Raw genomic sequence first — 24012 nt, 5'->3', positions numbered from 1 at the left:
AGTGCGTAATGCCGCTTGAGCGTTTGATTTACGTCAGCCGGGCCCGGGGTTCGGCCGCTGACGATCTTCTCACTGTTTCCGAAATCGTGGGGGCTTCGGCCGCCAACAACCGGCGCGATGACGTGACCGGCATCCTGCTGGCGCACCAGGGCCGGTTCCTTCAGGCTGTGGAGGGACGCGGCGCCGCGCTCGAGCGGCTGATGGCGCGCATCGAGGCCGATCCTCGGCACACTCAGATTGAAGTGCTTGAGCGCAGGGTCATTGCTGAGCGGCAGTTCCCTTATTGGGAGATGGCCCACGGCCATGCCCCCGAGGGCGCGCCCTCTTTCGACACCTTGGACGCCAAGGGCGCCTTCGCCGTGCTCAGCGCCGCGGCCGAACTGGCCGGGGCGCCCGAGTTTAGCTGACGCCCGCATCGTCAGGCGCTACGGAGGCGCATGAGCTTTTCCGACGCCGAGGTCGAACGCTATGCCCGCCATCTGGTGCTCGCCGAGATCGGCGGACCGGGCCAGCAGAGGCTGAAGGCCGCCTCGGTCGCCATCGTCGGCGCGGGCGGGGTCGGCTGTCCCGCCGCCCTTTATCTGACGGCCGCGGGCGTCGGGCGACTGACCCTGATCGATGACGATCACGTCGCCCTGTCCAACCTGCAGCGGCAGGTGCTGTTCGAGACCGGCGACATCGACCAACCGAAAGCGTCCACGGCCGTCCGTCGGCTGGCCAGCCTTAATCCGCATGTGGAGGTCCGGCCGCTGGACCGACGCCTGACCGCCCACACCGCTGCCGACATGCTGACGGGCCATGATCTGGTCCTGGACGGCACGGACAGTTTCGAAACCCGGCTGGCCGTTTCAGACGCCTGCGTGTCGCTGGGCCTGCCGCTGGTCAGCGCCGCCCTGGGGCGCTGGACGTGCCAGGTCGGCGTGTTCGAGGCACGGCCCTGCTATCGCTGCCTGACGCCCGCACCGCCGCCGGGGGCCGAGACCTGCGCCCGCGTCGGCGTGGTCGGCGCCCTGGCGGGCGTCGCCGGATCGCTGGCGGCGCTAGAGGCGATCAAGCTGATCACCGGGACGGGGGAGCCGCTGACCGGCCGCCTGCTGATCTTCGATGGCCTGCAGGGCGCCTCGCGCACTGTTCGGGTTCAGGCTGACCCGGACTGCCCCGCGTGCGGCCATGCTTAACCGAGCCTAAACACGGGGCCGGTGACAAGGGCCTCATGGTCCGCCGCCTTCCCGTCCTGATCGCTGTCTTGCTGCTGGCCGCCTGCGGCCGCGGCGCGGAGAAGGCGCCTGACACCCCGTCCGGACGGCCCGTGCCCCGCTGGATCTCCATCCGCTCCGAGCCGGTCAGCGCCCGGGCCGGCCCCGGCTTCGACTACGAGGTCCGCTTCCAGTACCAGGCGCGGGGCCTGCCGGTTCAGGTCGTCGAGGAGACCCGCGACTGGCGCAAGGTCTGCGACCCCAGGGGCCAGACCGCCTGGGTGCATCACACGCGCACCTCAGGCCGGCGCACGGCCTTCAACCGGGGCGCGGAGGCCCTGCCGCTGAGAGCTTCGCCGCGCGACGACGCCGAGGTGCGGGCCCTGCTGGCGCCCCAGTCCATCGCCGGACTGGACCGCTGTAAGGACGGCTGGTGTCGGCTGGAGGTGGACGGACAGAAGGGCTGGGTTCGCCAGAGCGCCGTCTTTGGCGGCTCTGAAGAGCCGGTCTGCGCGTTCAGACCCCGTCGGCGGTTGAACGCCGCTCCGCCAGCGGCTGGTTGAGGCCGCCGCGCCGGTCGTGTAACCGGCCAGTGTCTTAGTCAGCGAGGCCGCGCCATGTCCGCCCATCCCAACGCCTTCGACCTTGAGGGGCTGCTCGCCAGCGGCCGCGGCGAGCTGTTCGGGCCGGGAAATCCGCAGCTACCGGCGCCGCCGATGCTGATGTTCGACCGCATCACCACGATCACCGGCGACGGCGGCGATTTCGGCAAGGGCTTTGTGGAAGCCGAACTCGATATCCATCCCGGCCTCTGGTTCTTCCAGTGCCACTTTATCGGCGATCCGGTGATGCCGGGCTGCCTCGGCGTGGACGCCATGTGGCAGCTGGTCGGCTTCTTCCTGGGCTGGTCCGGCGGCCAGGGCCGCGGCCGCGCTTTGGGCGTGGGCGAGGTCAAGTTCACCGGCCAGGTTACGCCCGACATCAAGAAGGTGACCTATCGCGTGCACCTGAAGCGGGTCATCAACCGCCGCCTGGTTATGGGCATCGCCGACGCCAGCATGGAGGCGGACGGCCAAGTCATCTACACCGCAACCGATCTGCGCGTCGGCCTGTTCGGCGCAGGTCAAGCCGCCGCTACCGCCGAGGGTTGAACTGAATGCGTCGTGTCGTCGTCACGGGTCTGGGGATCGTCTCGTCCATCGGCAATGACGCCGATCAGGTAGCGCAGTCGCTGAAGGCGGCGCGCTCCGGGGTCAGCTTCGCGCCGGACTATGCCGAGCTGGGCTTCCGCTGCCAGGTGCGGGCTGTGCCCGACATCAACTGGGAAGAACATGTGGACCGCCGCGCCGCACGCTTCCTCGCGCCGGGGACCGCCTATGCCCACATCGCCTTCGAGCAGGCCATGAAGGACGCAGGCCTTGCCCAAGAGGCGATCAGCGACGAGCGCATCGGCCTGATCGTCGGCGACGGCGGCCCTTCCACCCGCACCATCGTCGATGCAGCCCAGATCACGCGCGACAAGGGACCCAAGCGCATCGGGCCCTTCGCCGTGCCTAAGGCCATGTCGTCCGGCCCGTCGGCGGTGCTGGCCACCTGGTTCCAGATCAAGGGCGTCAACTATTCGATCAGTTCGGCCTGCGCGACCAGCGCCCACTGCATCGGGGCCGCGGCCGAACAGATCGCCTGGGGCAAGCAGGACGTGGTCTTCGCCGGCGGCTGTGAGGAGGAGGACTGGACCCTGTCCAACCTTTTCGACGCCATGGGGGCCATGTCGACCAAGTACAACGACACTCCGACCAAGGCTTCGCGCGCCTATGACGTGGGCCGTGACGGTTTCGTCATCGCGGGCGGGGGCGGCATCGTCGTGCTTGAGGAATACGAGCGGGCCAAGGCGCGCGGCGCCAAGATCTACGCAGAGCTGGTGGGCTACGGCGCCAACTCCGACGGCTTCGACATGGTGGCCCCCTCTGGCGAGGGCGCCGAGCGCTGCATGAAGATCGCGCTGGATATGGCCGGCGGCCGCGGGATCGATTACCTGAACCCGCACGGCACCTCGACGCCCGTGGGCGACTCCAAGGAGATGGGCGCGGTGCGCCGCGTGTTCGGCGATCAGGCGCCGATGATCTCCTCGACCAAGTCGCTGACCGGCCACAGCCTGGGCGCCGCGGGCGTGCAGGAGGCGATTTACTGCCTTCTGATGATGCAGGGCGGCTTCGCCTGCGAAAGCGCCAACATCGAGGAACTGGACCCCGAGTTCGAGGGCCTGCCGATCCTGCGGGCGCGCCACGACGGCGAGATCACGACCGCCATGTCGAACAGCTTCGGCTTCGGCGGCACCAACGCCACGCTGATCTTCTCGAAGGTCTGAGGGGGCTACTGAGCCGCTTATTGCGCCGTCAGGCCGCCGTCGATCTTCAGCTCCGCGCCGGTGACGAAGCGGCTCTCGTCCGAGGCCAGATAGACGACCGCGTAGGCCACGTCGTCGGGCTCGCCGATGCGGCCCAGCGGTATGCCGCGCGACAGCTTCTGGTGCGCCGTCGTCTCATCGCCGCCCGCCATGGCCACGAAGGGGTCGAGGATGGGTGTCCGGATAAAGCAGGGGTGGACCGAGTTGGCGCGCACGTCGACGCCGTCCTTGGCGCATTCCAGCGCCACCGCCTTGGTGAACAGCCAGACCCCCGCCTTGGCGGCGTTGTAGGCGCCCAGGCCCGGCGCGGCGGCCAGGCCCGCGATGGACGAGATGTTCACGATCGACGCCGGTTGGCTGGCCTTCAGGTGCGGCAGGGCGTGCTTGCAGCCCAGCATGACCGAATCCAGGTCTATGGCCATGACCCGCCGCCATTCCTCCAGCGACTGGTCCTCGACCCGGGCCATGGCCCCGATCCCGGCGTTGTTCACCAGCACTGACAGTCCGCCCATCGCTTCAGCGGCCTGCCCGACCACCTCGGCCCAGCGCGCCTCGTCCGTGACGTCGTGCGGGAAGGACAGGGCGCGGCCGGGATGGGCGTCGTTCACGGCCTTCGCCAAGGCCTCGACCGCAGCCTCATCCAGATCGGTGAGCGCCACCATAGCGCCCTCGCGCGCCATCATGTGGGCCATGGCCCGGCCCAGACCGCCGGCCGCGCCGGTGATCAGCGCCTTCTTGCCTTGAAGACGTCCGCTCATGCGCCGGCGACCCTGAACGCCTCATCCATGAAGCGGGCCATGGCCACATCGCGGGCCGTGACGCCGTCGGCGTCGTGGGTGGTCAGCAGCACCTCCACCCGATTGTAAACATTGGACCATTCAGGGTGATGATCCATCTTCTCGGCCAGCAACGCGACGCGGCTCATGAAGCCGAAGGCGGCGTTGAAGTCCTTGAAAACAAAGGTCCGGCAGATGGCCTCGCGACCCGTGTCGGCGGCCCACTCGGGCAGGTCTTTCAGGGCTTCGGACAGCTCCAGTCGGGCGTCGGCCATGGGGGGTCTCCGGCGAGGGCGAGTTAAGAAGCTTGGCGGAACTACGGTGCAGCTTCCGGCGTTCCGGGCCGGACACAGCGTTACAGGAGCCGCCGCATGATCGGCAACCAGTGGATCGACAGCCTGCCGCCCGCCGACCGCGCCCGCCTCATCCCGGAGCTGGACGAGGTCGCCTTCGAGCGCGGGCGCATGATCTATGACTCGGGTCAGGACGTGGATCAGGTCTGGTTCCCGACCGCCGGCGTCGTATCGCTGATGACCATTCTGGACCGCGACCGCATGGTCGAAACCGCCGCTATCGGCCCGGAAGGCCTCGTGGGCGTCACCTGCGGTCCGCTGAACGGTCGCGCCTCCAGCCGCGCCATCGCTCAGACTTCGGGCCGGGCCGGTTGCCTTAAGGCCGAGACCTTCAGCCGAGCCATGGCTGAGAGCTCCGCCATCCGCGAGGCGCTGGCCCGCTATACGGAGGGCCTGTTCGCCCAGGTGCAGCAGGTCGCCGCCTGCAACGCCCAGCACAAGCTGGATGAACGCTTCGCCCGCTGGCTGCTGATGCTCCAGGATCGGGCCGGGACGCCGCGGCTCGAGCTGACCCAGGAATCCGTGGCCGAAATGCTGGGCGTGCGCCGGGCCACCGTCAGCGAGGTGGAAAGCCGCCTTGAGGATCGCGACCTGATCCGGCGCGGCCGCGGCGTGGTCGAAGTTCTGGACCGCAAGGGTCTCGAGCGCGCGTCCTGCGCCTGCTACGGGGCGATCCAGCGCATCGCCCGCGAACTGGACGTGGCGCCGACGGCCGGAGCCGCCTGACGCCGGCTCAATCGTAGGCGACGCCGATCAGGTAGAGGCCGTGCGCAGGCGCCACCGGGCCGCAGGCGGTGCGGTCGCGGGCCTCGAGCGCGGCGATAAGATCCTCCCGCCTCCAGCGACCGGCCCCTACCTCGGCCAGCGAGCCGGTCATGGAGCGCACCTGGCGGTGAAGGAAGCTGCGCGCCGCAAAATGCAGATGCACCTCCTCGCCGACCCGTTCGACGCGCGCCTCGTCGAGCGTGCGCAGGGGCGACTTGGCCTGACAGCCCACGTCGCGGAAGGTGGTGAAGTCGTGCGTGCCGATCAGCGCCTGCGCCGCCTCAAGCATGGCCCCCGTGTCCAGGGGTTTCTTCACGTACCAGACGCGCCCCTGATCCAGCGCGGGCGGCGCCCGCCGGTTCAGGATGCGATACAGATAGCGCCGCCCCGTCGCCGAGAAACGCGCATGCCAGTCTCCCTCGGCCACACTGGCCTCAAGGATCGCCACCGGCTGCGGGACCAGGTGCGCGTTCAGCGCCTCGGATACGGTGCGGGCGGGCCAGGTCTTCTGCAGGTCCGCATGCAGCACCTGGCCGGTGGCGTGCACCCCGGTGTCGGTGCGCCCCGCCGCCTGCAGCCGGATGCGCTCGCCGCTGAAGGCGAAGATGGCGTCCTCGATCGCCTCCTGCACCGAGGGCAGGCCCGCCTGGGCCTGATAGCCGTGAAAGGCCCGGCCGTCGTACTCGACCAACAGGCGATAGCGCGGCATCAGGCCGGGCCCGCCGCTGAGCCCAATACGGTTCCGGGCGACAGGGGAAAGCCCCGCAGGAACTCCTCGGCCGCCTGGGGCTTGCCCCCCGGGCGCTGCAAGGTGATCAGCCGGACCGCGCCCTCGCCGGCCGCCACGGTCAGGGCGGGACCATCAAGCACGGTCCCGGGCCGGCCAGAACCTTGGCCCAGCGCACTCATCAGCACCTTGATGCGCACGAGGCCCTGCGGCGTCTCCTGCTCGAACCAGGCGCCCGGCGCCGGCGACAGGCCGCGGACCAGCCGGTCCAGTTCGGCGGCCGAGCGACTGAAGTCAAGGCGGGCTTCGGCGGTGGTGATCTTCTTCGCATAGGCGGGCTCGCCCACCTGGGGCGTCTCGGCCGCTCCGCCCCGCTCGATGGCGGCCAAGGCCCGCGGCAGCAGATCCGCGCCCAGCTGGGCCAGCCGCTGGGCCAGGCTGCCGGTGGTGTCGTTCGGCCGGATCGGGGTCCGCTCGGACAGCAGCACCGGGCCTTCGTCCAGCCCCGCTGTCATTCGCATGATCTGCACGCCCGTCTCGGCGTCTCCGGCCATGATGGCGCGCTGGATCGGCGCGGCGCCACGCCAGCGCGGCAGCAGCGATCCATGCACGTTGAAGCTGCCCAGTCGGGGAGCGTCCAGCACCGCCTGGGGCAGAATCTGACCATAGGCCACCACCACCGCGGCGTCGGCGCCAAGCGCGCGCAGGGCCTCCAGCTCGGCCGGGTGCCGCATGGAGGCGGGGGTCCGCACCTCAAGGCCCAGCCCCTCGGCGAAGGCCTGGACCGGCGTGGGTCTCAGGGCCTGGCCCCGGCCCCGCGGGCGGGGCGGCTGGGTGTAGACGGCCGCGATCTCATGCCCTGCTGACACAAGGGCCGCGAGGGAGGGGACGGCGAACTCGGGGGCGCCCATGAAGACCAGTCGCATGGGCGGGCTTTAGACCGGGTAGAGGCGATGCGGAAGCGTCAGGAGGCGAACAGGTCGTCGTCCAGCCAATCCTCGCCGCCGGGATCCAGCGCGCCGTCGAGGTCGATCAGCCGGTCCAGCAGCAGGCCAGCCACGACGCCCAGCGCGGCCACGAGGAACAGGGCGCCCAGAGAGCCCGCGGCTACTCGGCCCCGGCGTCTGCGCCTCAGGTCGGGGGAAAGGCGGTTTCGGCTCATGAAAACCCTCCTTGCGGGTCGGCGTCAGGCCGCTTTGTCGCGCAGCGCCTTCTTCACCTTGGCCATGGCGCGCTCGCGCTTCAGCCGTGACAGGTGATCGATGAAGAGAACGCCTTCCAGGTGGTCCATCTCGTGCTGGATACAGACGGCGTAGAGGCCCTCGGCCTCCTCCTCGACGGACTCGCCGTCGCGGTTCAGATAACGCAGGCGCACACGGGCCGGGCGCTCCACCGCATCGTAGTACTCGGGAACCGACAGGCATCCCTCCTCGTAGGAGAACAGCTCGTCGGAGGTCCACACGATCTCGGGATTGACGAAGAAGCGCGGATTGCGGCGAGCCTCGTCGTCCTCGGCCGTGTCCTGCACGTCGCCTTCGACCTCGCGGTCGCCCAGATCCATGACGATGACCCGGATGGGCTCGCCCACCTGAACGGCGGCCAGCCCGATGCCGGGCGCCGCGTACATCGTCTCCAGCATGTCGTCCATGAGCGCGCGCAGGGGCGCGTCCACGCCCTCCACCGAGGTGGAGACGCGCTTCAGCACCGCCAGGTCAGCGGGATTGTCGCAGGTCAGAATGCGCCGGATCGCCATGGCCTTCGAGGTAGGCGGACCCCTCCGCCCCGTCAAGGCGAGCCGTCGCCGCAGGGCGCCCGCACGGAACCGCCAAGCCTGAGCGGGAGTTTCAACGGCCAAGCCCCGGACGGCGGGCCTATTTGGGAGAGGTTTCCATGGATCAGGAACGGGTTACGGAGCGCACCGACGGCGTCACCAACGAACGCACCGTCGAGCGCAATCATGACGGCGGCACGACGGTGGTCGAGCGCCGCGGCGGCGGCGCATCCGGTCTGCTGATCGGCCTGGGCGTTCTGCTGCTGGTCGTCATCGTCGGCTGGTTCCTGATCAACGCCAACCGCAACGACGCCATCGAGACCGCGGCCGTCTCTGACGCGGCCGAGAGCGTGGCGTCCAGCGCGGCGGGCGCGGCCGATGCGGTCGCCGACAGCGCCGCCACCGTGGCCGGCGACGCCGGTCAGGCGGTGGAGAACGCCGGCGAGGCCGCAGCGCCGGCCGAATAGAACTGCGATGTCAGGCTGGAGGCGTTTGCCCCGCCTCCGGCCGCTCCAGTTGAGGCGTGTCCGAGACGACCTCCAGCTTGGCTAGAGGCCGGACGGCGCGGTCCACCGCGTTCAATTCGGGCAGGTCGCGGCCCTCGTGATCCACCTTAAGCTCCTCGAAGCGGCGAGCCGTGGTCATTACATTGCGCTCCAGCGAGCCGACGAAGCGATTGTAGCCGTCCACCGCCCGCTCCAGCGCCTGACCGACCGAAGCGGCGTGACCGCCCATCACCGCCAGCCGCTGGTAGAGCTCCTTGCCCAGGCGCGCGACCTCTTCGGCGTTCCTGGTCTGCTCCTCGGCGCGCCAGCCGTAGGCCACGGCCTTGCACAGGGCGAAAAGGGTCGAGGGCGTCACGATCACCACCCGGCTGGTCATGGCCTCGGTCAGCAGGTCCGGCTCGTGATCCAGCGCCGCCGCCAGAAAGGCGTCTGACGGCACGAACATGGCCACGAAATCGGGGCTGGGCTTGAACTGGTCCTGATAGGCCTTTGACGCCAGTTGGCGCCAATGGGTCTTCAGGCTCTGAGCTGTGCGTAGCGACGCGGCGCGGACCCGCGCCTCCTCGTCGCCCTCGCCCTCGTCGGCGAAGGCCAGCGGAACCTTGGCGTCGATGACGAACTGGCCGCCGCCCGCCATCTTCACGATAAAATCCGGGCGCTGACGCCGCCCGTCATCATCGTTGGCGGTGGTCTGTTCGACGAAGTCAAACCGGCCCGCCATGCCGGCGGCCTCCAGCACATTGCGGCAGGTCTGCTCGCCCCAGCGGCCGCGGCGCCCCGTATTGCCCCGAAGAGCCTCGGTCAGCTTGCGCGCCTCGTCACGGGTCGCCGCCGAAGCCTGCATCAGGGCCGTCAGCTGCTCCTTCAGGCCGCCGGTCTCCTGGGCGCGCGCCTTCTCCAGCTCGGTCACCTGGGACTGGAACTTGGACAGGGTCTCGGCCACGGGCTTCAGCTGGGCCTCCAGCCGCTCGCGCGCCAGGCGGTCCTGGGCCTGAAACGTCTCGGACGCCCGCTGGACCAGCTGTTCGGCCACAGCCTGAGCGGATTGCGCCGCCTGGGCCTTCACCAGCTCGGCGGCGGCGTCGCGGCTTTCCTGCATCAGCTTCAGCCGCTCCTCGGCGCGGAACAGCTCGGCGCGCGCCTCGCCCTCCGCCCGGCGCGCCGCCCGTACGCGCAGGCTCATCCACAGAAAGCCCGCTCCCAGAAATAGGCAGATAATGGACAGCAGGATCAGGGTGGTGTTCATGCTCCGTTCCTTAGCCCGGTTCGGACGTGGGAGGAAGCCGCATGCTTGAGACACGCATTACCGCCGTCACCCTGGGGGTCGCTGACGTGGAACGATCTCTGGCCTTCTACGCTCGCCTGGGCTGGAAGCCCCGTGCCCAGTTTCCCGGCGTCGCCTTCATCAGCCTGAATGGCCTGGTGCTCTGCCTCTACGCTGATCTGGCGTCGGATTCGGGGACCAGCAGCCGCTCAGCTTCAGGCGGTCTTGTCGCCGTGGCCCACAACGTACGGAACAGGGATCAGGTGGACGAGGCGCTCACCCTGGCCGAAGAGGCGGGCGCAGCCATAACCCGGCCGGCGCACGACGCCGACTGGGGCGGGCGCTCGGGCTACTTCGCCGACCCGGACGGCCACCTGTGGGAGGTGGCCTGGAACCCGCATTGGCCCATGGACGAGCAGGGCCGCGTCAATCTGGGGGGCTGACAAAGCTAAGCCGTTGCGCCTCAATCCCATCAGTTGAAAGGGAGTTGAGCATGAAGCGCCGGATCGCCGCTGTCCTCTTGGCCATGGCCCTGGCGGCCCCTGGAGGGCTCGCCATCGCTCAAGCGGTCCCCGCCGCCGCGCCGGCCGACGCCGATGTGGCGGCGCTGGAGGCCCTCAACGCCCGCTGGCTGAACGCCTACATCTCGGACGACCGCGCCGCGCTGGACGCCATACTGGCCGAGGATTTCATGGTGATCCGGCCCAACGGCACCATGGGCGACCGAGACTCCGTCATCAACGCCGACCGCAGCGCCCTCAGGGCCGTGCGCTGGGAGAACCTGCAGATCCGCGTCCAGGGCGACATCGCCTACGTGGCGGCGCGCACCATATTCACTCGGGCCGAGCCAGACGGAACGGAGCGGGTCGTCTCAAACGACTATCTGGATGTCTATGCGCGCCGCGACGGCCAATGGAAGGCCATCGCCGCCTATGTGGTGCGGCGACCAATTAGTTGACACTGCGCCCAAGCAGGCTGGACCGGAATCGATCTGAATGGCCGGCACAGGGGGGCGTTCTGATGAGAGAATTCATTTGGGGAGGGGCGAATGACAGCTTTCGGGGCAACGCGTCGCGCTGCGCTGGCGGCGACGAGCGGCCTGATCGGCGCCTTGGCGACAGCGCCCGCGTCGGCGCGGCAGACTGAAGAGGCGATACCTTACAGGATGCCGTTCAGTCAGATTATTCGGCTGTCCTCGGCGGTAAATGGGATCGAGTATCTCCTCTATGTGCGCACGCCGCCGTCCTATGCCGACAATCCCGAGCGGCGCTACCGGATCGTGCTGACGCTGGATGCGGACTATTCCTTCCCCCTTTGCGCCATGCATCTGGAGCATCTGGCCGACCGCATGGACCAGGGGCCCGACGCCATACTGGTCTCGGTGGCGTACGCGGGCGCTTATCCGGACCGGGATCGCTATCGGGCTGAGCGAACGCGCGACTACACGCCGATAGCCTTTCCGACGGGCGGTTATGGACCTGAGTTCCAGCGCAACTCAGGCGGCGGTCCGCGCTTCCTTGATGTCCTGACCGACGAGGTTTTGCCGCTGATTGAGGCCCGTTTTCGCACGGCGCCCGGCCAACGCACCTTGGTGGGTCATTCCTACGGCGGTCTGTTCTGCTGCTGGGTGCTGCAGGAACGGCCCCATGCCTTTGATCAGTACCTCTCCGTCAGTCCCTCGCTCTGGTACGCCGACGAATGGCTGTTGGTCCGCGAGGCGGCGGGCGAACGCGCGGCGCTGACGCGGCCCACCCTGTTCTACCTGGGCGTCGGCTCCTGGGAGGAACAGCCCGAACGCAATCAGCGCATGGTCAGCCAGGCGCGAAGGTTCGGCGAGTTGCTGGCCGCGCGCGGCGACAGCAACCTCCAGCACGAGGTGCGCGTGTTCGAGGACGAGACCCACGCCAGCATCTTTCCGGCGGCCTTCTCCACCGGCATTCGCCACCTGCATTACGCAGCGCGAAACTCCGCCTAGCCGAAGGTGAAGGCGTAGGCGGATAGGCCTGGGTCCAGCGCCTCGATGCGGATCAGCCCGCCGTCCCGCCCCTGCGGCAAGCGGATCAGTTGATAGAGACGGTGACTGGTGACGGTCACGGTCCCGTCGGCGGCCACGTCGGCCCCGGCGGCGCGGCCCGGCGCCTGGCCGTCCAGGGTGATGCGCAGCCGCACAGGCCGTCCGTCCTCGGCGGGGGCCAGGACCAGATGCACATCGCGCCCCCGGAAGCGGTAGGCAATTGCGCCCGGCGCCTGATCCAGCACGATGCGCTCCGCCTCGCGGCGCCAGGTCCCGTCGAGCGTCCACTGGTCGGGGTCGAGTGCAGCGACATCGACGCCCGGCCGATAGTTCGCCGCCCGCGCCGTGCCCAGATAGGTTTCTGGCGAGCGCTCCCGGCCGCTGTGCGCAGCCAGGGCGCCTTGGGCTTCCAGCGTCCCTTCCTCCACCGGCGGCGGCAGGTTGCGGGCTCCGGCCTCAACCAGAAGGGCCCGGATGGTCGCCTCGGATTCTGCATAGGCACCCTCGCCGAAGTGGGCCTGGCGCATGTGGCCGCGCGCGTCGATGAAGTACTTGGCGGGCCAGTAGCGGTTCGAATAGGCGCGCCAGACGGCGAAGCGGTTGTCCAGCGCCACGGGCCAGGTCACGTCCAGATCGCGGACCGCGCGCCGCACATTGTCCGGATCGCGCTCGAAGGCGAACTCCGGCGCGTGCACGCCCACGATCACCAGCCCGTGCTCGGCATAGCGATCATGCCAAGCCTTCAGATGCGGCAGGGTACGCAGGCAGTTGATGCAGGAATAGGTCCAGAAATCGACCACCACCACCTTTCCGCGCAGGTCGGCGAGGCTCAGCGGCCCGCCCTGCAGCCACTGGGTGGCGCCGGTGATCTCGGGCGCGGGGCCGAAGTCGCGAAGCCTGCCGTCCGAGGCCATCTCCGCCGGCTGGCCCTGCATGCCGCCCAGCCTCAGCAGGCGGCTTTCCAGCGCGCCGGTGGACTCGGCGGACAGACGGGTCAGCACGCCCCGGTCCAGCCCCAGGGCGATGGCGGCCACGCCGATGAGGACAAGGACGCCGAGACCCCGGCGGATCGCCCGTTCATAGCGCAGATAACCCTTCATGGCCTTGAACACCCGGCCGCCGATCAGAAGAGCGGCGGCCAGCGAGGCCGCGGCCCCCAGCGCATAGGCCAGCAGCAGGAGGGAGGTGGAGGCGCTGGCGCCGTTCAGGGCCGCGCCGGTCAGGATCAGGCCCAGGATCGGCCCCGCGCACGGCGCCCACAAAAGACCGGTGGCCAGGCCCAGCGCCAGCGAGGCGCCGGCCTCGCCCCAACGGCCGCCCTCGCCGCCGCCGCCGCCGCCGAAGCGTTCATTGAGACTAGAGCCCCAGCGGGTCAGCGGGGCCATCGCCCGCTCGCCCAGACCAGGGAACAGCATCATCAGACCGAACACGGCCAACAGGATCAGGGCGACGGCCCGCCCGGCCTGATTGGCGTGCACGGCCCAGCCGCCGCCCACCGCAGCCAGGGTGGCCACAAGCGCGAAGGTCAGGACCAGGCCGGCCAGAAGCGGCAGGGTGCTGGTGACAAAGGGCCGCCCGGCGCGGGCGAAGACAAAGGGCAGGATGGGCAGGATGCAGGGGCTGAGTATGGTCAGTACGCCGCCCAGGAAGGCCAGAAGGAACACCAGCATCAGGCGGGCCTGAAGACGAGGGCGACGCCGTTGTTGCAGTAGCGCAGGCCCGTGGGCCTCGGGCCGTCCTCAAAGAGGTGGCCGTGGTGCCCCAGGCAGCGGGCGCAGTGATACTCGGTGCGCGGTATGCCGATGGCGAAGTCGCGCTTTGTGCCGACCGCGCCGTCGATCACACGATAGAAGCTGGGCCAGCCCGTGCCGCTGTCGAACTTCCACTCCGAGCGGAACAGGGCCAGGTCGCAACCGCGGCAATGGAAGACGCCGCGCCGGTGCTCGTCGTTCAAGGCGCTGGTGAAGGGCCGTTCCGTCGCCTCATGGCGCAGCACCTGATAGCTCAGGCCCGGCAGCCGCCGCCGCCACTCAGCGTCGCTGATCCTGCGGAAGGCCGAGTTGGCGTACCGGCTCTCCTGGGCCCCGCTCGGGGCCGGCGAGCAGGCCGTCAGAGCGACGGCGGCGCCGCTGAGAAGCAGATGACGGCGATGAAGTTGGCGGGCGGGCATCGGCGGAGCTCCGCTGTATGGGCGGCTCAGCCTTATACGCGAAATGGGCGGGATTAGGTCACGCGGGCCGCCGCGCCCGAAGGGCCTGGGCGATGGTGCCGTCATCCAGCCAGTCCAGCTCGCCGCCCACCGGCACGCCGCGGGCCAGCGACGTCACCTGGGTTCCGGCGGCTGAGACGCGCTCGGCCAGATAGTGGGCGGTGGTCTGGCCGTCGACCGTGGCCGGCAGGGCCAGGATCACCTCCTTGACCTCGCCGGGCTCCAGCCGCTCCACCAACGCCTTGATGCGCAGGGCGTCCGGCCCGCGCCCGTCCAGCGCCGACAGCAGCCCGCCCAGCAGGTGATAGCGCCCGCGAAACGCTCCCGCTCGCTCCATGGCCCACAGGGCGCCGGCGTCCTCGACCACGCAGATCAGGCTTTGGTCCCGATTAGGGTCCGAGCAGATGGAACAGGGATCGCGCGTGTCCGGCGCGCCGCACATCCGGCAGTTCACCACCCGATCGGCCACCTCGGCCAGGGACGCCGCCAGCGGCGACAGCAGCTGTTCGCGCCGCTTCAGCAGGGCCAGGGCGGCCCGGCGGGCCGAGCGCGGTCCCATGCCCGGCAGCTTGGACAACAGGCCGATCAGGCGCTCGATTTCGGGTCCGGCGAAGGCGGCCATGGGAGGGGCTTAGCACAGGCGGCCAGGGCCTACGCCAATGGAAATTCCATGATCGAGAGGATCAGTAAATCGGACTGAACCTCGACGAAAGGAGTGACGCCGATGGGTCGGGCACAACCCATCGGCGCGCGAACTCAGTAGTGCCAGGTAAAGCCGATGGACAGCGTGTCCAGTGACAGATCCTGGGAGAACGTCTCGGTATAGGCGGGCGAGGTGAAGGTGCTTCCCGGCCGATAGGTGGTTGCAAACTCGCCGTCTTCGTATTCCGTGCGCGTGTACTCGGCCCGCACGGACCAGTTGGGATTGAGGCGCCAGGCGCCGCCGAGACCCCAGGTCACGCCGCCCACGCTCTCACTGCTCTCGCCGATCTTGCTGTAGCCGCCGTTGCTGAGGATCTCGGCTCCGAAGGTGGCGTCGGCCCAGCTATAGCCCACGATCACATAGGCCATCAGAGGCTCAAAATCGTAACCGAGCCTGCCTCGCAGATTGAAGGCGCTGTTGATCTCGGCGCTGTTGCCCACCGAATAGGTGAGTGCCGGGAAGGTGCTGGTCGCCACGGTCTGGGGCGTTAGCCGGGAGGCTTCTGCATTGAGAAAGGCGTAGCTGGCCTCAAAGCCGATCACCATGCCCGACGACATCTCGTGATTGTAGCCGCCGAAGATGGCCCCGCCGAAGCCGTCAGGCTCCAGTTCCGTCGACCAGAGGGCGGTCACGCCATTCCGTAACGCAGCCGACTCTGACGACCACTGGCCGCCCAGAGTGACATCGGCTGAAGAATCGCCCTGGGCTCTGGTCGCCTCGGCGCCTAGGTAATAGCCTGTCCAGTCTTGGGCGGAAGCCGCAACGGGACTGAGGATCGCCGCAGCGGCGATCAGCACAGACTTAAGGTTCATTGTAGTGTTCCCCGATACGCCGTCTGGCATAACGGGGTGACGGCGCCCCCGGCACTGACGCCAGAAGTGTCGGATGCTTCCAGTGTGAAATCAAGCCGGCTTGGGCGGCCGCCTTACGACCGAAACGAACGCCGTGCTCAGAACAGCTTGGGCATGCCCGGCATGCCGCCCATCATGCCCGCCATGGGGCCGGCGGCTTCCTTCATCAGGGCCGTGTTCATCTCATCAAGCTTGCGCTTCGCGTCGGCGTGAGCCGCGAGGATCAGGTCGGCCAGCAGCTCACCCTCGCCGGGCGTGATGGCCTCGTCGTCTATCTGCACCGCCACCAGTTCGCCCGACCCCTTCAGCGTCAGGCGCACGGCGCCGCCGCCGGCCGAACCCTCGACCGTGGTTTCGGCCATGCGCCCCTGCGCCTCCTGCAGGCGGGCCTGCATGGCCTGGGCCTGACGCATCAGTCCGGAGATGTCCTTCATGCCTCGTCACTCTCGTCTTCGCTGTCGGGCGCCGTCTGGATGGGCGCGGGCGTCTCGGCCTCGCGCACGCTCACCAGCTCGGCGCCGGGAAAGGTGTGCATGACCGCCTGAACGAAGGGATCGGCCTCGATCTCGGCGCGGGCGGCGTCGCGCGCCTTTCTCATGCGTTCGATCTGGGTCTCGGCCCCGCCCGTGCCTTGCGCGGCCACCAGCCAGGTGCGGCCGGTCCATTCCTTGAGACGCGAGGCCAGCCGGCGGGCCAGGTTGTCAGGGCAGCCGGGCGCCGGCTCGAACTCGATGACGCCCGGACGGAACGCCACCAGCTTGACGAACCGGTCCACGTCCAGCTTCAGGCCGATGTCGCGGCGGGCCTCGATCAGGGCCAGGGTCTGATCAAAGGTCTGGAGTTGCGGCAGGCCAGGCGCCTCGGCGGCCCTGGCCTGGGCCATGGCGCCGCCCCCGGAAATAGGTCCGGCGCCCCCTCCGCCGCCCGAGGGCGCGGGCGCGGGGCTCTCGCCGGACTGCAGCCGGCGCAGGGCCTCCTCCGGCCCAGGCAGCTCGGCGGCGTAGGCCAGGCGCACCAGCGCCATCTCGGCGGCGGCCAGGGGATCGGGCGCGCGACGCACCTCGTCATAGGCCCTGAACAGCATCTGCCAGGTGCGCGAAAGCACCCCCGCCGACAGGCCGGCGCCCAAGGCCGCCAGCCGCATGGCCTGATCGTTCGGCAGGCGCGTCGCCGCCGCGCCCAGGGTCTTGGCCACCGTGGCGGCGTGGCTGTGCTCCAGGAGGTCGAGGATCACCTGGGCCGGCTCGGCGCCGTAGCCGTAGAGGCTGCGCAGCGTCTCGAGCGCTTCGGCCAGACGGCCGCCCATGAGGCTTTCGAGCAGGCCGATGGTCTGGGCCCGATCGGCCAGACCCAGCATGTCCTGGACGCCCGCGGCCTTCACCGCCTGGCCGGGGTCAGCCTGCAAAAGGGCCTGATCCAGCAGCGAGAGGGCGTCCCGCACCGAGCCTTCGGCGGCGCGCGCGATCAGAGCCAGGGCGTCCTGCTCGACCAGGAAACCTTCCTTCTGAGCCACCTTCTCCAGATGGGCCGACAGCACGTCCGGCTCCACGCGGCGCAGGTCGAAACGCTGGCAGCGCGACAGGATGGTCACCGGCACCTTGCGAATTTCGGTGGTGGCGAAGATGAACTTGGCGTGGGCCGGCGGCTCCTCCAGCGTCTTCAGCAGCGCGTTGAACGCCGCCGTCGACAGCATGTGGACCTCGTCGATGACATAGACCTTGTAGCGCGCCTCGACGGGCGCATACCGCACCCCGTCCAGCAGCTCGCGCATCTCGTCGACCTTGGTGCGGCTGGCGGCGTCCAGCTCCAGCACATCCATGTGCCGGCCCTCGATAATGGCGCGGCAGTGGCGGCCCTCTTCGGTCAGATCGACCGAGGGGCGGTCGACCGTATCGGTCTCGTAGTTCAGAGCCCGAGCCAGAAGGCGGGCCGTGGTCGTCTTTCCGACCCCGCGCACTCCGGTCAGCATGAAGGCGTGAGCGATGCGCCCGGTGGCGAAGGCGTTGGTCAGGGTCCTGACCATGGCCTCCTGGCCGATCAGGTCCTCGAAGGTGCGCGGCCGATACTTGCGCGCCAGGACCGTGTAGCCGGCGTCGTCCCCCGTCGGCGGGGGCGCGGGAGGGGCGGCGGCCGCGTCCTCGTCCCCACCCCCGAAGATGTCGGAGGTGTTCGGATCACGCTCTTCCAGCTGCGGTTCAGCAGCGTCGTCCGGCGCGGAATCGAGGTCGGGAGAGGCCATCGCCTCTGTTTAGCGGCTCGCCGCCCCCGGCGCTACGCCAGGGCCTTCAGGCGCTCCACCAGATCCGTGCGTTCCCAGGAGAAGCCGCCCTCGGCGTCGGGCTTGCGCCCGAAGTGACCGTAGGCGGTGGTGCGCGCATAGATGGGCGCGTTCAGGCCCAGGTGCTGGCGGATGGCGCGGGGGCTGGCCCCGCCGATCATGACGGGCAACTCGCGCTCCAGAACCTCCTCGCCGATGCGGCCCGTGCCGTGCAGGTCCACGTGGACGCTCAGCGGCTCGGCCACGCCGATGGCGTAGGAGAGCTGAATGGTGCAGCGCTCGGCCAGGCCCGCGGCCACCACGTTCTTGGCCAGGTAGCGCGCGGCGTAGGCGGCCGAACGGTCCACCTTCGTCGGGTCCTTGCCAGAGAAGGCGCCGCCGCCGTGCGGCGCGGCCCCGCCATAGGTGTCCACGATGATCTTGCGCCCGGTCAGGCCCGTGTCGCCGTCCGGGCCGCCAATGACGAATACGCCCGTCGGATTGATGTGCCAGACGGTTTCGTCGCTCAGAAGCTCCGCCGGAATAACCTGGCGCACGATCGGCTTGACGATGTCGGCCACGTCCGCCTGGCTCAGCCCCTCGCGGTGCTGGGTCGAGACCACGATGGCCGTCACTGCGGCCGGGCGTCCGTTCTCATAGCGCAGGGTCACCTGGCTCTTGGCGTCAGGCTCCAGCCCCAGGCCCGGATCGGCCCGGCGCGCCGCGGCCAGGGCGCGCAGGATGTTGTGGCTGTACTGCAGGGTCGCCGGCATCAGCTCAGGCGTCTCGTCCGACGCATAGCCGAACATGATGCCCTGATCGCCCGCGCCCTCGTCCTTATTGCCGGCCGCGTCCACGCCCACGGCGATGTCCGCCGACTGGGCGTGCAGATGGCAGGCGTATTCGGCCTTCTCCCAGTGGAAGCCGTCCTGCTCATAGCCGATGTCGCGCACCGCGGCGCGGACCAGCGGCTCGAGACCGTCGATGATCGATTGCGTGAACGCCTCGTTCTGCTCGCGCGTGTTGCCCGGCTGGGTCGCGCGCACTTCGCCGGCCAGAATGATGCGGTTGGTGGTGACCAGGGTTTCGCAGGCGACCCGCGCCTCGGGGTCCTTCGACAGGAAGGCGTCGACCACCGTGTCTGAAATACGGTCCGCCACCTTATCCGGATGGCCCTCCGACACGCTTTCAGAGGTGAACAGATAGCTCGAACGGCTCACGGGGCGGCTCCGGCGTTAGAGTGAACGGCCCGGCACATATAAAGAAGTCCTTATGTCCCGCAAGGCGCAAGGCGGCCTTCAGTCCTTCGCCACGTCCTCGACCATGGTGCGGATGAGCGCCAGAATCTGGCGGCGTTGGTCCGGCCTCAGCCTGGGAAACAGCTCCGACAGCTCGGTTCCTTCGCGCGTGGCGAGGAAATCATAGGTGAAGCGCGGCCCCTCCGGCTCCGCCATACCGGCCACGGCGCCGGCCGTAAGGCCCTCGAAAAAATAGTCGATCGGGGTCTCTAGAAAGCGGGCGATGTCCCACAGTTTCGAGGCCGAGATGCGGTTGGACCCCTTTTCGTACTTCTGAACCTGCTGGAAGGTCAGGCCCAGGGCGTCCGCCAGCCGTTGCTGACTGATCTGCTGGCGTCGCCGCAGAAGGCGCACCCGGTCTCCAACGTGAACATCAACAGGGTGAGGGCCGGCGTCTGGGGCGGGTTTGGCGGGCAAGGGATCAATCTTCCTCCGTGACGGGCCCCACCCCTTTGGGACCGGGTTGCATATGGCCATGCTCTACCCTTGGCCTGCGCAACACAAGCGGCGTCAGGCCAGAAACTATCAGTACAAGAAACATAAGGTCGCCGAAGCGGCTATAGGGGGTGGACGCTAGAGCCTCGGGCAAACGCGCGTCAATGACCCCGCTCTCGCCCGGATCCAGGCGCTGATCGTCGCGGATTCGGCCCCAGGGATCGATCACGGCGGAGGATCCAGTCGGGGTCGCCCGCACCATGGGCAGGCCCTGTTCAATAGCGCGATATGCGGCGAGATTCAGGTGCTGGAGGGGCCCGGAGGTGCGCCCGAACCAGGCGTCATTCGAGACGTTGACGATCCATTGCGGTCGTCCGGCGCGGCCGTCCGGAAGCCCCGCATACAGGCCCTCGTAGCAGATCAGGGGCTGCACCTGGCCCAGCTCGGGACCCAGGTCCAGGGGGCGGGGGCGGGGTCCGGCGCTGAAATCGCTCGGCATGTGCACCAGGCTGCGCAGCCCCGTGCGCGTCATCAGGCCCGCCAGCGGCAGGTACTCGCCGAACGGCACCAGCCGATGCTTGTCATAGACGGCCACGGGCTCGAGCAGGGGCGAGCCGTCGTCGCGCGCCGCGATCAGACTATTGAAGTAGACGTCCGGTCGCTCGCCCATGCGATAGCCGCCGAACAACAGGGTTTGGCCCGGCTCGAGCGCGCGGCCGATGGCCGGGGCCGTCCAGGACTCAGCCGCGAGCAGCTCATTGGCCTCGGCCGGCAGGGCGCCTTCTGGCCAGACGATGATGTCCGGCGTCAGGGCGCCGGTACGCGAGCTGAGATTGACGTAGCGCAGCACGATGGAGCGGAAGCGCTCGGGGCTCCACTTGGCCTCCTGCGGCACATCGGCCTGGACGATCCGGATGGACAGGTCTCGCGTCTGCACGTGCGCGTTCAACAGCCGCGCCTGGCCGCCGATATGCAGGGCCGCCAGCAGCACCACGCCGAGCACGGCGGCGCCCACGCGCCGCTTTCGCGAGCCGGGCGTGAGCAGCGGCGCGAAAGCCGTCAGTCCAGCCACGGTCAGGAAACTAAGCCCGTAGATTCCCACCACCGCGGCGGCCTGGGACGCGGGCGTCCCCGCCTCCCACGAGGCCCCGGCGGGGTTCCACGGAAAGCCGGTCAGCACATGACCGCGCAACCACTCAAGGCCGCAGAACAGCGCTGTGAAAACGAAGAAGCGCAGGACGCCCTGCGGTTTCAGCCAGCGATACAGCAGGCTCGCGAGCCCCCAGAAGATCGCCAGCCCCATGGGCAGGAGGGTGGCCGCGAAGGGGGCCATCCAGGCATGGGCGTCCGGATTGACGAGGAAGGCCTCCGCCACCCACCAGCATGAGATCAGGAAGTAGGCGAAGCCCGCGGCCCAGCCGACGGCGAAGGCGCCTCGACGCGTCCGGCGTCCCTCGCTCAACAGCATCAGCAGCGGGTAGCCGATCAACCCGATCCAGAAGCCGAAGGGAGGATGCGCCAGGGCCGCTCCCGCGCCAGCCGCCAGGGCGCCCGCCAGGGCAAGCGGAAACGGCCCTCGTCCCGGGTGGGAGGCGGGAGGTTGGTCTTCGGAAAGGCGGCCGGCGTCAGTGTCCTGTGTCATCCTGAGACGCGTAAGGATCCGGGACGCCCAGTCCTGCAAGGACCGTGCGTTCCAGCTGCTCCATGGTCTCGGCTTCGGCGTCATTTTGATGATCCATGCCAAGAAGGTGCAGCACTCCATGCACCACAAGGTGGCTGAGGTGATCAGCCGCGCGCTTGCCCTGCGCCTCTGCCTCTCGGCGGCAGACGCCCAAGGCTAGCGCCAGGTCTCCGAGATGGTCCCCCGCGCCTGGCCCCGCGGGAAACGATAGCACGTTTGTGGGCCCCGCCTTCCCCCGGAAGCGATGGTTCAGCTCGGCCACGTCCTCGTCCTCGCTCAGCAAGACCGTAATGGAGCCTGAAGTCCGATCCGGCGCCGCCGCCAGAGCTGCGCGGGCCGCGCGCTGCGTCACCGCTTCAACGTCAGCGATCCACTCGCGCCAAAGGCCTTCGATTTCGACCTCGACAGAGGCGTTCACCGCGCCTCGCCCCGGTCCCGGGCCGCGTCGGAATCGTAGGCGCGCACGATGCGCTCCACCAGGGCGTGGCGCACCACGTCCGAGGCGTCGAAGGTCTGCACGCCCACGCCCTTCACCCCATCCAGGATGCGGATAGCGTGCGCTAGGCCTGAGTCGCGTGGATTGAGCAGGTCCACCTGGCTGGGATCGCCCGTGACCACCATGCGCGCGCCCTCGCCCAGGCGCGTCAGCACCATCTTCATCTGCAGGCGGCTGGCGTTCTGGGCCTCGTCCACGATGATGTAGGCGTGGCTGAGGGTGCGGCCGCGCATAAAGGCCAGGGGCGCCACCTCGATCTCGCCCTTGTCGCGACGGCGGCGCAGGCCGTCCGCTCCCAGAATGTCGTCCAGCGCCTGCCAGATGGGGGCGAGATAGGGGTCCACCTTCTCGGTGAGATCGCCGGGCAGGAAGCCCAGCCGCTCACCGGCCTCCACCGCCGGGCGGGTGATGACCAGCCGGTCCACCTTGCCGCGCAGCAGCTGGGTGGCGCCGAACGCCACCGCCATGAAGGTCTTGCCGGTGCCGGCCGGCCCCACGCCGAAGGTCAGATCCTCGCTCTCCAGCAACTGGAGATAGCGCGCCTGGGCCGCGGTCTTGGGCGCGATAGGGCCGCGACGGCCGCGCGTCAGCCCGCCCTCGGCGGCCACGCCCTTGCCGGTGGAGACCGCGCCGATGGCGGCCCGCACGTCGGCCTCCTCCACATCGACGCCTGAGGCGGCGCGCGCGGCGATGATGTCGATGGCCGCCCGCGCCGCAAGCCGGTCCTTGGCTGCGCCGGCCACCTTGACCCCCCCGCCCGGCGTCTCGATCAGCACGCGGAAGGCGTCCTCCACCAAAGCCAGGTGACGGCTGGCGGGCCCCAGCACGGCGGGCAGCACGCGCTCGTCCAGAGCGACGAAGTCTTCCTGACGGCTCATGCGGGGCACAGCGCCCGCGCGTCCACTACGGTTCCGCTCAGCGCATTGGGCGTGGCCGCGTCGATGCGCACCTCGACGATCTGGCCCATCAGGCGGTCCGCGTCCTCGGCGAAGACGGACTGCAGATAGGGTGAGCGGCCGACCCCCTGGCCGGGCCTGCGGCCGGGCTTTTCGAACAGCACGGGAAGGGTCTTGCCCACCTGGATTTCACCGAAGGCCTGCTGCTGGTCGCGCAATAGGGCCTGCAACGCCTGAAGCCGCTCTTCGGCGACGCCCTGCTCCACCTGTCCCGGCATGGCGGCGGCGGGCGTGCCGGGTCGGGCGCTGTAGAGGAACGAGAAGGCCGAGGCGTAGTTCACCCGACGCACCAGCTCCATGGTCGCCTCGAAGTCCCTGTCGGTCTCGCCCGGGAAGCCGACGATGAAGTCGCCCGACAGGGCCAGGTCCGGGCGCGCCTCGCGCAGCCGCTCGATAAGCGCGATGTAGGCCGCCGACCCGTGCTTGCGGTTCATGGCCCGCAGGATCTTGTCCGATCCCGACTGCACCGGCAGGTGCAGATAGGGCATCAGCTGGGGCAGGTCGCGGTGAGCCGCGATCAGGTCTTCGCTGAAATCGTTGGGATGGCTGGTCGTATACCGGATGCGGTCCAGCCCCGGGATCTCGGCCAGGGCGAAGGCCAGCCGCGCCAGGGACCAGGGCTCGCCGCCAACACCTTCGCCCGCATAGGCGTTGACGTTCTGGCCCAGCAGGGTGACCTCGCGCACGCCACGCTCAGCCAGGGCCCGCGCCTCGGCCAGCACGGCCTCGGCCGGCCGGCTCCACTCGGCGCCGCGGGTATAGGGCACCACACAGAAGGTGCAGAACTTGTCGCAGCCCTCCTGGATGGTCAGGAAGGCGGTCGGCCCCGTGGCCTCGCGGGTCTTGGGCAGGGCGTCGAACTTGGCGTTCGGTTCAAACTCGGCGGCCACCCGCTCGCCCAACTGGCGGCCGGCCCGGGCGATCAGCTCGGGCAACTGGTGATAGGCCTGCGGGCCCACCACCATGTCCACGGCGGGCTGGCGACGCATGATCTCCTCGCCCTCCGCCTGGGCCACGCAGCCGGCCACGACGATCGTCGAGCGGGGCAGGCCCTGCTCGAGCCGCGCCTCGCGCAGCGCCTTCAGGCGACCCAGCTCGGAATAGACCTTCTCGGCCGCCTTCTCGCGGATGTGACAGGTGTTCAGCACCACCAGGTCCGCGTCCTCCGGACCGTCCGCCAACCCATAGCCCAGCGGGCGCAGCACATCGGCCATGCGCTCGCTGTCATAGACGTTCATCTGGCAGCCGTAGGTCTTGATGAACAGCCGCCGGGCGGGAAGGGCTCCGGTCATGGGCAGGCCTTATGACGCAAGGGGCGGCAAAGGAGCAAGGCGGCGTTGCGACGCC

The 24012-nt window shown here is 69.2% G+C and carries 29 protein-coding genes; 10 read left to right on the top strand and 19 right to left on the bottom strand.

Annotation, left to right across the window (positions count from 1 at the left end; genetic code table 11):
* Nucleotides 1-8: 8 nt before the first annotated feature.
* From Q0812_RS07760 to fabB, 5 genes are read left to right on the top strand one after another with little or no spacing between them, the layout of a single operon-like run.
* Nucleotides 9-407, top strand: coding sequence for a BLUF domain-containing protein (locus Q0812_RS07760; protein ID WP_302109757.1), 399 nt, complete (start codon nt 9-11; stop codon nt 405-407).
* A gap of 30 nt (nt 408-437) precedes the next feature.
* The gene (locus Q0812_RS07755) at nt 438-1178 is read left to right on the top strand and encodes a HesA/MoeB/ThiF family protein (RefSeq protein WP_302109756.1); all 741 of its coding nucleotides are present in this window, start codon (nt 438-440) and stop codon (nt 1176-1178) included.
* A gap of 35 nt (nt 1179-1213) precedes the next feature.
* Complete coding sequence (locus Q0812_RS07750; protein WP_302109755.1) at nt 1214-1759, top strand: SH3 domain-containing protein; 546 nt, start codon at nt 1214-1216, stop codon at nt 1757-1759.
* 54 nt (nt 1760-1813) lie between these two features.
* On the top strand, nt 1814-2347 hold the full coding sequence (gene fabA, locus Q0812_RS07745; RefSeq protein ID WP_302109754.1) for a 3-hydroxyacyl-[acyl-carrier-protein] dehydratase FabA: 534 nt from the start codon (nt 1814-1816) through the stop codon (nt 2345-2347).
* Nucleotides 2348-2352: 5 nt separating this feature from the next.
* Nucleotides 2353-3564 carry a beta-ketoacyl-ACP synthase I gene (gene fabB, locus Q0812_RS07740; RefSeq protein WP_302109753.1) on the top strand — a complete coding sequence of 404 codons (1212 nt, stop codon included), beginning with the start codon at nt 2353-2355 and terminating at the stop codon, nt 3562-3564.
* Between the two features lie 17 nt (nt 3565-3581).
* Here the strand turns inward: fabB and Q0812_RS07735 are convergent, their stop codons facing one another.
* On the bottom strand, nt 3582-4361 hold the full coding sequence (locus Q0812_RS07735; protein WP_302109752.1) for an SDR family oxidoreductase: 780 nt from the start codon (nt 4359-4361) through the stop codon (nt 3582-3584).
* Nucleotides 4358-4654 carry a 4a-hydroxytetrahydrobiopterin dehydratase gene (locus Q0812_RS07730; RefSeq protein ID WP_302109751.1) on the bottom strand — a complete coding sequence of 99 codons (297 nt, stop codon included), beginning with the start codon at nt 4652-4654 and terminating at the stop codon, nt 4358-4360. The genes Q0812_RS07735 and Q0812_RS07730 overlap by 4 nt, the downstream gene beginning before the upstream one ends.
* A 96-nt stretch (nt 4655-4750) precedes the next feature.
* Here Q0812_RS07730 and Q0812_RS07725 point away from each other — a divergent pair, with 96 nt between their 5' ends.
* Complete coding sequence (locus Q0812_RS07725; protein ID WP_302109750.1) at nt 4751-5458, top strand: Crp/Fnr family transcriptional regulator; 708 nt, start codon at nt 4751-4753, stop codon at nt 5456-5458.
* Nucleotides 5459-5465: 7 nt separating this feature from the next.
* On the opposite strand, the gene truA is transcribed toward Q0812_RS07725, so the two are convergent.
* The 4 genes from truA to def are packed head-to-tail and all read right to left on the bottom strand — an operon-like array spanning nt 5466 to nt 7977.
* Entirely contained in the window at nt 5466-6206 is a 741-nt protein-coding gene (truA, locus tag Q0812_RS07720; RefSeq protein WP_302109749.1) for a tRNA pseudouridine(38-40) synthase TruA, read from the bottom strand.
* Nucleotides 6206-7150 (bottom strand): methionyl-tRNA formyltransferase, encoded by a 945-nt coding sequence (gene fmt, locus Q0812_RS07715; RefSeq protein ID WP_302109748.1) that lies wholly within the window; start codon nt 7148-7150, stop codon nt 6206-6208. The genes truA and fmt overlap by 1 nt, the downstream gene beginning before the upstream one ends.
* A 38-nt stretch (nt 7151-7188) precedes the next feature.
* The gene (locus Q0812_RS07710; protein ID WP_302109747.1) at nt 7189-7386 is read right to left on the bottom strand and encodes a hypothetical protein; all 198 of its coding nucleotides are present in this window, start codon (nt 7384-7386) and stop codon (nt 7189-7191) included.
* Between the two features lie 24 nt (nt 7387-7410).
* On the bottom strand, nt 7411-7977 hold the full coding sequence (gene def, locus Q0812_RS07705; protein ID WP_302109746.1) for a peptide deformylase: 567 nt from the start codon (nt 7975-7977) through the stop codon (nt 7411-7413).
* 137 nt (nt 7978-8114) lie between these two features.
* Here def and Q0812_RS07700 point away from each other — a divergent pair, with 137 nt between their 5' ends.
* Nucleotides 8115-8462 carry a hypothetical protein gene (locus Q0812_RS07700; protein ID WP_302109745.1) on the top strand — a complete coding sequence of 116 codons (348 nt, stop codon included), beginning with the start codon at nt 8115-8117 and terminating at the stop codon, nt 8460-8462.
* A 10-nt stretch (nt 8463-8472) separates the two neighbouring features.
* On the opposite strand, the gene Q0812_RS07695 is transcribed toward Q0812_RS07700, so the two are convergent.
* The gene (locus tag Q0812_RS07695; protein ID WP_302109744.1) at nt 8473-9747 is read right to left on the bottom strand and encodes a DNA recombination protein RmuC; all 1275 of its coding nucleotides are present in this window, start codon (nt 9745-9747) and stop codon (nt 8473-8475) included.
* Nucleotides 9748-9788: 41 nt separating this feature from the next.
* On the opposite strand from Q0812_RS07695, the gene Q0812_RS07690 reads away from it, so the two are divergent.
* The 3 genes from Q0812_RS07690 to Q0812_RS07680 all read left to right on the top strand — a co-directional run bounded on the left by Q0812_RS07690 (nt 9789) and on the right by Q0812_RS07680 (nt 11740).
* The gene (locus Q0812_RS07690) at nt 9789-10208 is read left to right on the top strand and encodes a VOC family protein (protein ID WP_302109743.1); all 420 of its coding nucleotides are present in this window, start codon (nt 9789-9791) and stop codon (nt 10206-10208) included.
* A gap of 50 nt (nt 10209-10258) precedes the next feature.
* Nucleotides 10259-10723, top strand: a complete 465-nt coding sequence (locus Q0812_RS07685; RefSeq protein WP_302109742.1) for a nuclear transport factor 2 family protein — start codon at nt 10259-10261, stop codon at nt 10721-10723.
* Nucleotides 10724-10930: 207 nt separating this feature from the next.
* Complete coding sequence (locus Q0812_RS07680; protein ID WP_302109741.1) at nt 10931-11740, top strand: alpha/beta hydrolase; 810 nt, start codon at nt 10931-10933, stop codon at nt 11738-11740.
* Here the strand turns inward: Q0812_RS07680 and Q0812_RS07675 are convergent.
* From Q0812_RS07675 to miaB, 12 genes are all read right to left on the bottom strand, one after another.
* A complete protein-coding gene (locus Q0812_RS07675; protein WP_302109740.1) occupies nt 11737-13449 on the bottom strand; it encodes a cytochrome c biogenesis protein DipZ in 1713 nt (570 codons plus the stop codon). The two genes, Q0812_RS07680 and Q0812_RS07675, sit on opposite strands and share 4 nt — an antisense overlap.
* Entirely contained in the window at nt 13449-13949 is a 501-nt protein-coding gene (gene msrB / locus Q0812_RS07670) for a peptide-methionine (R)-S-oxide reductase MsrB (RefSeq protein WP_302109739.1), read from the bottom strand. Before msrB ends, Q0812_RS07675 begins: the two co-directional genes overlap by 1 nt.
* Nucleotides 13950-14007: 58 nt before the next feature.
* A complete protein-coding gene (recR, locus tag Q0812_RS07665; protein WP_302109738.1) occupies nt 14008-14610 on the bottom strand; it encodes a recombination mediator RecR in 603 nt (200 codons plus the stop codon).
* Nucleotides 14611-14744: 134 nt separating this feature from the next.
* On the bottom strand, nt 14745-15503 hold the full coding sequence (locus Q0812_RS07660) for an outer membrane protein (protein WP_302109737.1): 759 nt from the start codon (nt 15501-15503) through the stop codon (nt 14745-14747).
* A gap of 137 nt (nt 15504-15640) precedes the next feature.
* Nucleotides 15641-15976, bottom strand: a complete 336-nt coding sequence (locus Q0812_RS07655) for a YbaB/EbfC family nucleoid-associated protein (protein ID WP_302109736.1) — start codon at nt 15974-15976, stop codon at nt 15641-15643.
* Nucleotides 15973-17781 carry a DNA polymerase III subunit gamma/tau gene (locus tag Q0812_RS07650; protein ID WP_302109735.1) on the bottom strand — a complete coding sequence of 603 codons (1809 nt, stop codon included), beginning with the start codon at nt 17779-17781 and terminating at the stop codon, nt 15973-15975. The genes Q0812_RS07655 and Q0812_RS07650 overlap by 4 nt, the downstream gene beginning before the upstream one ends.
* 32 nt (nt 17782-17813) lie before the next feature.
* A complete protein-coding gene (gene metK, locus Q0812_RS07645) occupies nt 17814-19019 on the bottom strand; it encodes a methionine adenosyltransferase (RefSeq protein ID WP_302109734.1) in 1206 nt (401 codons plus the stop codon).
* A 78-nt stretch (nt 19020-19097) separates the two neighbouring features.
* Complete coding sequence (locus Q0812_RS07640) at nt 19098-19451, bottom strand: helix-turn-helix domain-containing protein (RefSeq protein WP_302109733.1); 354 nt, start codon at nt 19449-19451, stop codon at nt 19098-19100.
* A gap of 67 nt (nt 19452-19518) precedes the next feature.
* Complete coding sequence (gene lnt / locus Q0812_RS07635; protein ID WP_302109732.1) at nt 19519-21174, bottom strand: apolipoprotein N-acyltransferase; 1656 nt, start codon at nt 21172-21174, stop codon at nt 19519-19521.
* Nucleotides 21158-21631 (bottom strand): rRNA maturation RNase YbeY, encoded by a 474-nt coding sequence (gene ybeY, locus Q0812_RS07630; RefSeq protein ID WP_302109731.1) that lies wholly within the window; start codon nt 21629-21631, stop codon nt 21158-21160. The genes lnt and ybeY overlap by 17 nt, the downstream gene beginning before the upstream one ends.
* Nucleotides 21628-22587: a PhoH family protein gene (locus Q0812_RS07625; protein ID WP_302109730.1), complete on the bottom strand. Its 960-nt coding sequence runs from the start codon at nt 22585-22587 to the stop codon at nt 21628-21630. The genes ybeY and Q0812_RS07625 overlap by 4 nt, the downstream gene beginning before the upstream one ends.
* Nucleotides 22584-23957: a tRNA (N6-isopentenyl adenosine(37)-C2)-methylthiotransferase MiaB gene (gene miaB, locus Q0812_RS07620; protein ID WP_302109729.1), complete on the bottom strand. Its 1374-nt coding sequence runs from the start codon at nt 23955-23957 to the stop codon at nt 22584-22586. The genes Q0812_RS07625 and miaB overlap by 4 nt, the downstream gene beginning before the upstream one ends.
* Between the last annotated feature and the right edge of the window lie 55 nt (nt 23958-24012).

The organism is Peiella sedimenti, from assembly GCF_030504955.1.
GTDB classification, from domain to species: domain Bacteria; phylum Pseudomonadota; class Alphaproteobacteria; order Caulobacterales; family Caulobacteraceae; genus Brevundimonas; species Brevundimonas sedimenti.
Note: the sequence above shows the minus strand (reverse complement) of the source record. Positions and strands in the feature narration are given on the sequence as shown.